Source organism: Neisseria sp. P0009.S007, from assembly GCF_051962515.1.
This window is the reverse complement of the sequence record NZ_JBQCVF010000103.1, coordinates 1-7462: the sequence shown is the minus strand read 5'-3', so window position 1 is coordinate 7462 and position 7462 is coordinate 1. Positions and strand designations below refer to the sequence as shown.

The window sequence follows — 7462 nt, the reverse complement described above, 5'->3', positions numbered from 1 at the left end:
ACAGTTATTACACACTGATTGCCGCCACGCTCGTGTTGCTGGTTGGTAAATTTCTGGTTCAAAAAATCAAATTCTTACGAGACTTCAATATTCCCGAGCCGGTCGCCGGCGGTTTGGTTGCCGCTATCGTCCTGTTCGCCCTGCACGAAGCCTACGGCGTCAGCTTCAAATTTGAAAAACCGCTGCAAGATGCGTTCATGCTCATCTTCTTTACATCCATCGGTTTGAGCGCCGACTTCTCCCGTTTGAAAGCGGGCGGTTTGCCTTTGGTTATCTTTACCGCCGTGGTGGGCGCATTTATCATCGTCCAAAACTTTGTCGGTGTCGGCTTGGCGAGCGCATTGGGCTTGGATCCGCTGATTGGCCTGATTACCGGTTCGATTACCCTGACCGGTGGTCACGGTACCGCCGGTGCATGGGGTCCTGACTTTGAAAGCAAATTCGGCCTGACCGGCGCAACCGGCTTAGGTATGGCTTCTGCAACATTCGGCCTGGTATTCGGCGGTTTGATCGGTGGTCCTGTTGCACGCCGTCTGATCAACAAAATGGGCCGTAAACCTATCGTCAAAACTGCCAAATCCGACGACAACGATGCTACTGATGACATCTTCGAACAAGCACAGCGCACTCGCCTGATTACGGCTGACTCCGCTGTCGAAACGCTCGCGATGTTTGCCGCATGTTTGGCTTTTGCCGAAATCGTGGACAGCTACGACAAAGCCTTCTTCGACTTGCCTAAATTCGTATGGTGTCTGTTTGCAGGCGTGGTCATCCGCAACGTCCTGACTGCCGCCTTCAAAGTCAATATGTTTGACCGTGCCATCGACGTATTCGGTAACGCCTCCCTGTCACTCTTCCTGTCTATGGCTCTTCTGAACCTGAAACTGTGGGAATTGACCGGTCTGGCAGGCCCTGTGACCATCATCTTGGCCGTACAAACCGTCGTGATGATTCTGTACGCCACTTTCGTTACCTACGTCTTCATGGGTCGCGATTACGACGCTGCCGTATTGGCGGCCGGTCACTGCGGCTTCGGTTTGGGTGCCACCCCGACTGCCGTTGCCAACATGCAGTCCATTACCCAAACTTTCGGCCCGTCTCACAAAGCCTTCTTGATTGTACCTATGGTCGGTGCGTTCTTCGTTGACTTGCTCAACGCCGCCATCCTCTCCGGCTTTGTCAGCGTCATCAAAGGCTGATACATCTGACATAGAAAAGCACTTGCCGCATTTACTTGCTGCAAGTGCTTTTGTTATGATAGGCACGTCAGGCCGTCTGAAAGGCCGTCATCTTCAGGAGTACCCATGTACAAAAAAACTGCTTCCGTATTGATTTTAAGCACGATTCTTCTTGCCGCATGCAGCAAAGAAGAGCCGAAAGCCGCGCTTGATTGCGCCCAACCGGCCACACTGCAAAACATCCGTACCACCATCGAAGACACCCTCAAACAACAAGCGCGCTCCTTCGCCCGCAATGACAACCGCCAATTCATCGATGCCGACAAAATTATCGCCGCCGGCCTCGAATTAGAAACCCTGCTTGAAGACCCCAAAGAAACCGAAGACAACGGCAAAGCCATCTGCCGCGCCAACCTCAAAATCCGCATTCCCGACACCATCCTCAAAACGGCCATAGACAACAGCCCACTGATTTACGGCAATACCCCGTTGTCCGACATGCTCGAACAAAAACTGATGGGCAGCAACCTGACTTTTGAAAACAACACGTTCAGCACCACTCTGCTCTACACCCCTGACAAAGACGGCAAACTGGTTCTCGAAGACAACACCCTGAGCACCACAGCCCAAACCCTTTCCGCCACCCTGCTGCCCTACGGCGTGAAAAGCATCGTCATGATAGACGGCAAACCAGTATCCAAAGAGCAGGCCATCAAGCTGCTGCAAAACCAAAACACAGAAGAGCCGCCGACTGTCAATCCGCAAGACATCCTCGAAAACAACGCCGCCAGCCAAGCCGTCGGCTTGACCGATGATGACGATAATTCAGACTACGAAGTCCTGCGCCCTGACCGTGAAACTCCGCGCAACGAACCGCCCGGTCTCAGCCAAAGCGAACTCGACAACGCGCGTGCGCAAAACCGTCAGGCAGACGGCGAGATCAATGACCTATGGGGCGGCATGGACAGCGATGTCAAACAACAAATCCTCGGCGAACAACGCGCCTGGATTCAAAGTAAAAAACTCAACTGCCAACAAGCCGCCGCGTCCGCAGACAGCGCTGCGCAAGCAGAATACCTGCGCCTGCAGTGTGAAACCCGTATGACCCGCGAACGTACGCAATACCTGCGCGGCTATTCCATCAACTAAAACCGATAAGGCCGTCTGAACATTCAGACGGCCTACAAGAAAGCACATCACATCATGCAATACCGAATCCACCGTGAAGGCGACGCCCAAAACACACCATCTTCAGCCTCCACCCCTGTCGACAACTGGGAACGCAACACCCTGCGCGAAGTCCTCCTCGCCGCCTACCAAGAACAGCGCCGCGCCCGCATTTGGCGCAATATCTGGCGCGGCGTCGCCGTCCTCATCTTTCTCAGCCTGATCTTCGGCCTCGCAGAAGAAGAAGGAAAAACCACGAGCATCCAAGCCCGCAGCGAACACACCGCCGTTATCGACCTGACCGGCGAAATCGGCAACGACATCGACGACCAAGTCCAAATCCTGCGCGACAGCATGGAAGCCGCCTACGAAAACGGCAACGCCAAAGCCATCATCATCCGCGCCAACAGTCCTGGCGGTTCGCCTGTTGTGTCCAACACGGCCTTTAATGAAGTTCGCCGCCTCAAAGCCGAACACAAAGACATCCCTGTTTACCTCGTTGCCGAAGACATGTGCGCTTCCGGCTGCTACTACATTGCCGCCGCAGCCGACAAAATTTACGCCGACCCTTCCAGCATTGTCGGCAGCATCGGCGTGATCGGCGGCGGTTTCGACTTTACCGGCCTGATGGACAAAGCCGGTGTCAAACGCCGTCTGAAAACCGCCGGCAGCAACAAAGGCATGGGCGACCCTTTCACGCCTGAAACACCGGCACAAACCCAAATTTGGGAAACCATGTTGGGCGATATCCACCAAGAATTCATCAAAGCCGTCAAACTCGGCCGCGGCGCAAGGTTGAAAGACAAACAGTATCCCGACGTTTTCAGCGGACGCATCTACACCGGCAAAGAAGCCAAACAGGTCGGCCTGATTGACGACTTCGGCAGCATTTACAGCGTCGCCCGCGATGTTGTCAAAGCCCCCGAGCTGGTCAACTACACGCCGCAAGACGATTTCAGCAAAATGCTCAGCCGCCGCTTCGGAGCGGAAGTGAAGGCCAAAGTCAAAGAAACTTTGTCTGAAATTTGGTAAACCAAAAAACCAAAAGGCCGTCTGAAACCCAAATCATGGGGCTTCAGACGGCCTTTTTTATATCGTTTTTCAAATAAAACGCTGATTATTGTCCGAACATTTATCGGCTTCATAAACCAACAGGCAAATATCCCTGATGATGCTTTTATGGGAACACATTACGCCTGCAAACGATTAAACCTCCATATTTCAGACGGCCTGTTTCTGCATATTGTGCGCCATGTCCAGCGCGGCTTGAACGGCGGTAATCAGGCTGCCGGAATCGGCTTTGCCCGTGCCTGCCAAGTTCAAGGCCGTGCCGTGATCGACAGAAGTGCGGATAAAGGGCAGGCCGAGAGTGATATTCACGCCTTCGCCGAAACCGGCATATTTGAGCACCGGCAGCCCTTGGTCGTGATACATAGCGAGGACGGCATCGACATCTTTGAGCAGGAAGGGTTGGAACACGGTATCGGCCGGATAAGGGCCGCGCGCGTCTATGCCTTCGGCCTGCAGGGCATGAAGCGCCGGAATAATGGTGTCGATTTCTTCGTGTCCCAAATGGCCGCCTTCGCCCGCGTGGGGGTTGAGGCCGGTAACGAGGATGACCGGTTTGGCTATGCCGAACTTATGGCGCAGGTCGTGTTCAAGAATGCGGACAACCGACTCGATTAAAGGCTTCGTGATGGCGGCGGAAATATCTTTCAGCGGCAGATGAGTGGTCACCAATGCCACACGCAGGCCGCCGCCGGTCAACATCATGACGACTTGTTCGGTATGGCTTTTTTCGGCGAGGTATTCGGTATGGCCGCTGAAAAAGCCGTTGCCTGCGTGGGCATCGTTGATGATGCCTTTATGCAGCGGCGCGGTCACCATACCGGCAAACAGGCCGTCTGAAATGCCTTGATACGCCGTATCCAGCAGTCGGAGCACATACGCGGCATTGGCAGGATTGAGTTCGCCCGCCCGACACTCGGCATCTAAAGGAATATGCAGGACTTCGAGTTCGCCTTTGGGCAACAGATCAGCCGCTTGGGCTTGAAAGTCGCGCAAGATGACGGATTTGCCGAGCTGTTCGGCCCTTTGCGCCAACAGGTTTTTGTCGCACAAAACAACGGGGCGGCAAGGAAGGTCGGCGAAAGCCAAATCGAGGCAGATGTCGGGGCCGATGCCGGCCGGTTCGCCGGACGTGATAGCGAGAATGGGAGCAGTCATGGTGTTTCTCAGTACGGTTTACAGTATTTGGACAACAGCCAGGCAAAATGCCTGCCCTACTTTTGCAGATTAACACAAATACAAAAAGGCCGTCTGAAAACAGTTTTTGCTTGGTCAAACTGTTTTCAGACGGCCTTGGCTGTTTACCGTTTTACACTTAAGAACGGCGGCCAATCATGCGGTACAAAACATCGTGGCCTTGAATGCGATGGACGACAACCATGGCAATGTGGCCGGCGACCAGCGCGAAGAGCAGCCAGCCAAGTTTGCCGTGCGCCATATTGCCGAGGTTGGACATCCATTCGATTTTCTCAGGCGAACCCTGCATCACTTCGACACCAAATACTTTCAACGGGCCGCGGCCGCCGCCGTATTGGCGGATCATGCCGATAACGGGAACGGCAAGCATGAGGACGTAAAGGGCAAGGTGGCCTGCTTTGGCGGCAAAGCTGTCGGCGGCAGGACGTTTGGACGCATTGAGCAAAGCCCAAACAATGCGCACGGCAATCACCAGCAGCGTGATGAAACCGATGGATTTATGCACGCCGAAGAGCGATTTGACCCATTCTTCGCCATCGTAGATGGTCCAAACGGTAATGGTGGAGAGAATGCCGATGAAACCGAGTACGGTCAGCCAGTGCAACGCGCGCGCGACGGCATCGTAGGTTTGTGGGCGTGTTGTAGTGGTCATAATGTTTCCTTGTTTTTGATTTGTTTGGTTTTTTGAATCGGCGGCATTGCAACAAAAATGCCCAACCAATTATGTTGCCTTTTTGAAGAGATTTCGTAAATGTTTGGAAAATTTGAAGAAACGGCGGTTTTATCCGTCAGGCTGCCCGGGCCGTCTGAAAACAAGGGCAGGAATACCACCTTCTATGCCGAACTCGGGCTAAAATAGGCGTTTTTATTCTCGGGTACGCATCGATGCAGGTTTGGATTCGGCGGTTTGCGCTGTTGCTTCTGTCTTTGGGTTTCTTAGCGGTCATGGTGGCCGCGCCTTTGCTGTCGCTGGCGTTTTACGACGGCGAAGGCGCTTGGGCGGAAGTGGTGGCTGATGACTATATGCGCCTGCGCTTGGGCTGGACAGTGGCGCAGGCGGTTTTGACCTGCGTCTTAGTCACGGCTTTGGGCGTGCCTGCGGCGTGGGTGCTGGCGCGGATGGACTTTGCCGGACGACGCACGGTTTTGCGCCTACTGATGCTGCCTTTTGTGATGCCGACTTTGGTGGCGGGCATGGGCGTGCTGGCCTTGTTTGGCGCACACGGTATGCTGGCGGCAGGTTGGCAGGATACGCCGTGGCTGCTGATTTACGGCAATGTGTTTTTCAACCTGCCGGTTTTGGTGCGCTCGGCGTATCAGGGATTTGTGCGTGTGCCGCAGGCGCGGTTACTGTCGGCACAATCTTTGGGCGCGGACGCGTGGCGGCGGTTTGTCTGGGTCGAATGGCCGGTGGTGCGCGCGTGGGTTGCCGGTGGCGTGTGCCTGGTATTTTTATATTGTTTTTCAGGCTTCGGACTGGCCTTACTGCTCGGCGGCGAACGTTTTGCAACGGTGGAAGTGGAAATCTACCGGCTGGTGGCGTACGAGTTGGACATGGCGCGTGCGTCGGTGCTGGTGTGGCTGGTGCTGGCGGTTACGGCGGCGGCAGGAGGTTTGTATGCGTATTGGAGCAAGCGCGTGGCGGTGGATAAGTCGGTCTCGCCTTTGCCTCCGCGTGCGCCGATATGGGCTTGGGAAAAATGGCTGACAGCAACGGTATTGGCCATGTTGGCAGTATGCTGCCTGCTGCCTTTGGCGGCTGTGTGGCTCAAGGCGGTATCGGCAGGCTCTTCGTGGGCAGTCTTGCTGGAAGCGCAAACGTGGGCGGCAGTGTGGAACACCGTCCGTTTCTCGGCAGCAGCGGTGGCGGCGGCAACGATATTGGGCGTGCTGTATGCGGCGGCGGCACGGCAAATGGCGTGGTTGCGCGCGCTGATGTTTTTGCCGTTTATGGTGTCGCCCGTGTGCATCGCGTTCGGCGTATTGTTGCTCTATCCGCAGTGGACGGCTTCGCTGTGGCTGCTGACGGCGACTTACGCGCTGTTGGCGTATCCGTTTGTGGCCAAAGATGTATTGGCTGCGTGGGACAGTTTGCCCAAAGATTACGCGGCGGCGGCTCGTACTATGGGCGCAAACGGTTTTCAGACGGCCTGTTATGTCACCGCGCCTTTATTGAAACCGGCTTTGCGACGCGGTCTGACTTTGGCTTCGGCAACGTGTATCGGCGAATTTGCGGCCACATTGTTCCTATCGCGCCCCGAATGGCAGACGCTGACCACTTTGATTTACGATTATCTCGGACGCGCCGGTGCGGACAATTACGGACGGGCGATGGTGTTGACGGCGGTATTGACCGCTTTGGCTTTGACGGCATTTTTGCTGGTGGACGAAGCGGAAGGGCAAAAGGCCGTCTGAACGTGGTCGGCTCAAATTCCCTTCACTTTCACTACACTATTGCCGCGCCTTATATCGAAAATTGATTGAATCCGCTATATAATTTGTTTTTAACCGCACTCAACACGACCTATCATGACCGACTTAGAAACCAAACGCCTTGAAACCCAAGCCATGCTGGACAATGCCGACTTGCTGTTTGACCAAGAACAATGCCGCGCGGCCTTGCAAAAAGTTGCCGACGACATCACCCGCGACTTGGCTAACAAATACCCCATGCTGCTGCCTGTCATGGGTGGCGCAGTGGTGTTTACAGGACAGCTGCTGCCGCTGTTGCGCTTCCCTCTGGACTTTGACTACGTCCACGTTTCCCGCTACGGCGACAAACTCGCAGGCGGCGCGTTCAACTGGAAACGCATGCCCGACCCCGAGCAAATCAAAGGCCGTCATGTAGTCGT

Annotated in this window: 6 protein-coding genes and 1 pseudogene; 5 read left to right on the top strand and 2 right to left on the bottom strand. The window is 55.0% G+C overall.

Annotation, left to right across the window (positions count from 1 at the left end; translation table 11 throughout):
* The 3 genes from gltS to ACTHS3_RS09305 all read left to right on the top strand — a co-directional run.
* Positions 1-1199: sodium/glutamate symporter (gltS, locus tag ACTHS3_RS09315; RefSeq protein ID WP_440367793.1), on the top strand; the 1199-nt coding region annotated here is incomplete at its 5' end.
* 105 nt (positions 1200-1304) lie between these two features.
* On the top strand, positions 1305-2327 hold the full coding sequence (locus ACTHS3_RS09310; protein WP_440367791.1) for a lysozyme inhibitor LprI family protein: 1023 nt from the start codon (positions 1305-1307) through the stop codon (positions 2325-2327).
* Positions 2328-2381: 54 nt separating this feature from the next.
* On the top strand, positions 2382-3377 hold the full coding sequence (locus ACTHS3_RS09305) for a S49 family peptidase (RefSeq protein ID WP_049332939.1): 996 nt from the start codon (positions 2382-2384) through the stop codon (positions 3375-3377).
* 189 nt (positions 3378-3566) lie between these two features.
* Here ACTHS3_RS09305 and pdxA read toward each other — a convergent pair whose 3' ends face one another.
* Both pdxA and ACTHS3_RS09295 read right to left on the bottom strand, forming a co-directional pair.
* Complete coding sequence (pdxA, locus tag ACTHS3_RS09300) at positions 3567-4571, bottom strand: 4-hydroxythreonine-4-phosphate dehydrogenase PdxA (protein WP_440367789.1); 1005 nt, start codon at positions 4569-4571, stop codon at positions 3567-3569.
* A 157-nt stretch (positions 4572-4728) separates the two neighbouring features.
* Positions 4729-5262 carry a cytochrome b gene (locus ACTHS3_RS09295; protein WP_004519093.1) on the bottom strand — a complete coding sequence of 178 codons (534 nt, stop codon included), beginning with the start codon at positions 5260-5262 and terminating at the stop codon, positions 4729-4731.
* Between the two features lie 233 nt (positions 5263-5495).
* On the opposite strand from ACTHS3_RS09295, the gene ACTHS3_RS09290 reads away from it, so the two are divergent.
* Entirely contained in the window at positions 5496-7025 is a 1530-nt protein-coding gene (locus tag ACTHS3_RS09290; protein ID WP_004519095.1) for an ABC transporter permease, read from the top strand.
* 114 nt (positions 7026-7139) lie between these two features.
* A pseudogene (locus tag ACTHS3_RS09285) lies at positions 7140-7462 on the top strand (hypoxanthine-guanine phosphoribosyltransferase); the annotation flags it as partial.

Bases quoted from the DNA above. Each gene is read 5' to 3' on its own strand.
- pdxA (WP_440367789.1), bottom strand. From the start codon at position 4,571: ATGACTGCTCCCATTCTCGCTATCACGTCCGGCGAACCGGCCGGCATC.
- ACTHS3_RS09290 (WP_004519095.1), top strand. From the start codon at position 5,496: ATGCAGGTTTGGATTCGGCGGTTTGCGCTGTTGCTTCTGTCTTTGGGT.
- ACTHS3_RS09305 (WP_049332939.1), top strand. From the start codon at position 2,382: ATGCAATACCGAATCCACCGTGAAGGCGACGCCCAAAACACACCATCT.
- ACTHS3_RS09295 (WP_004519093.1), bottom strand. From the start codon at position 5,262: ATGACCACTACAACACGCCCACAAACCTACGATGCCGTCGCGCGCGCG.
- ACTHS3_RS09310 (WP_440367791.1), top strand. From the start codon at position 1,305: ATGTACAAAAAAACTGCTTCCGTATTGATTTTAAGCACGATTCTTCTT.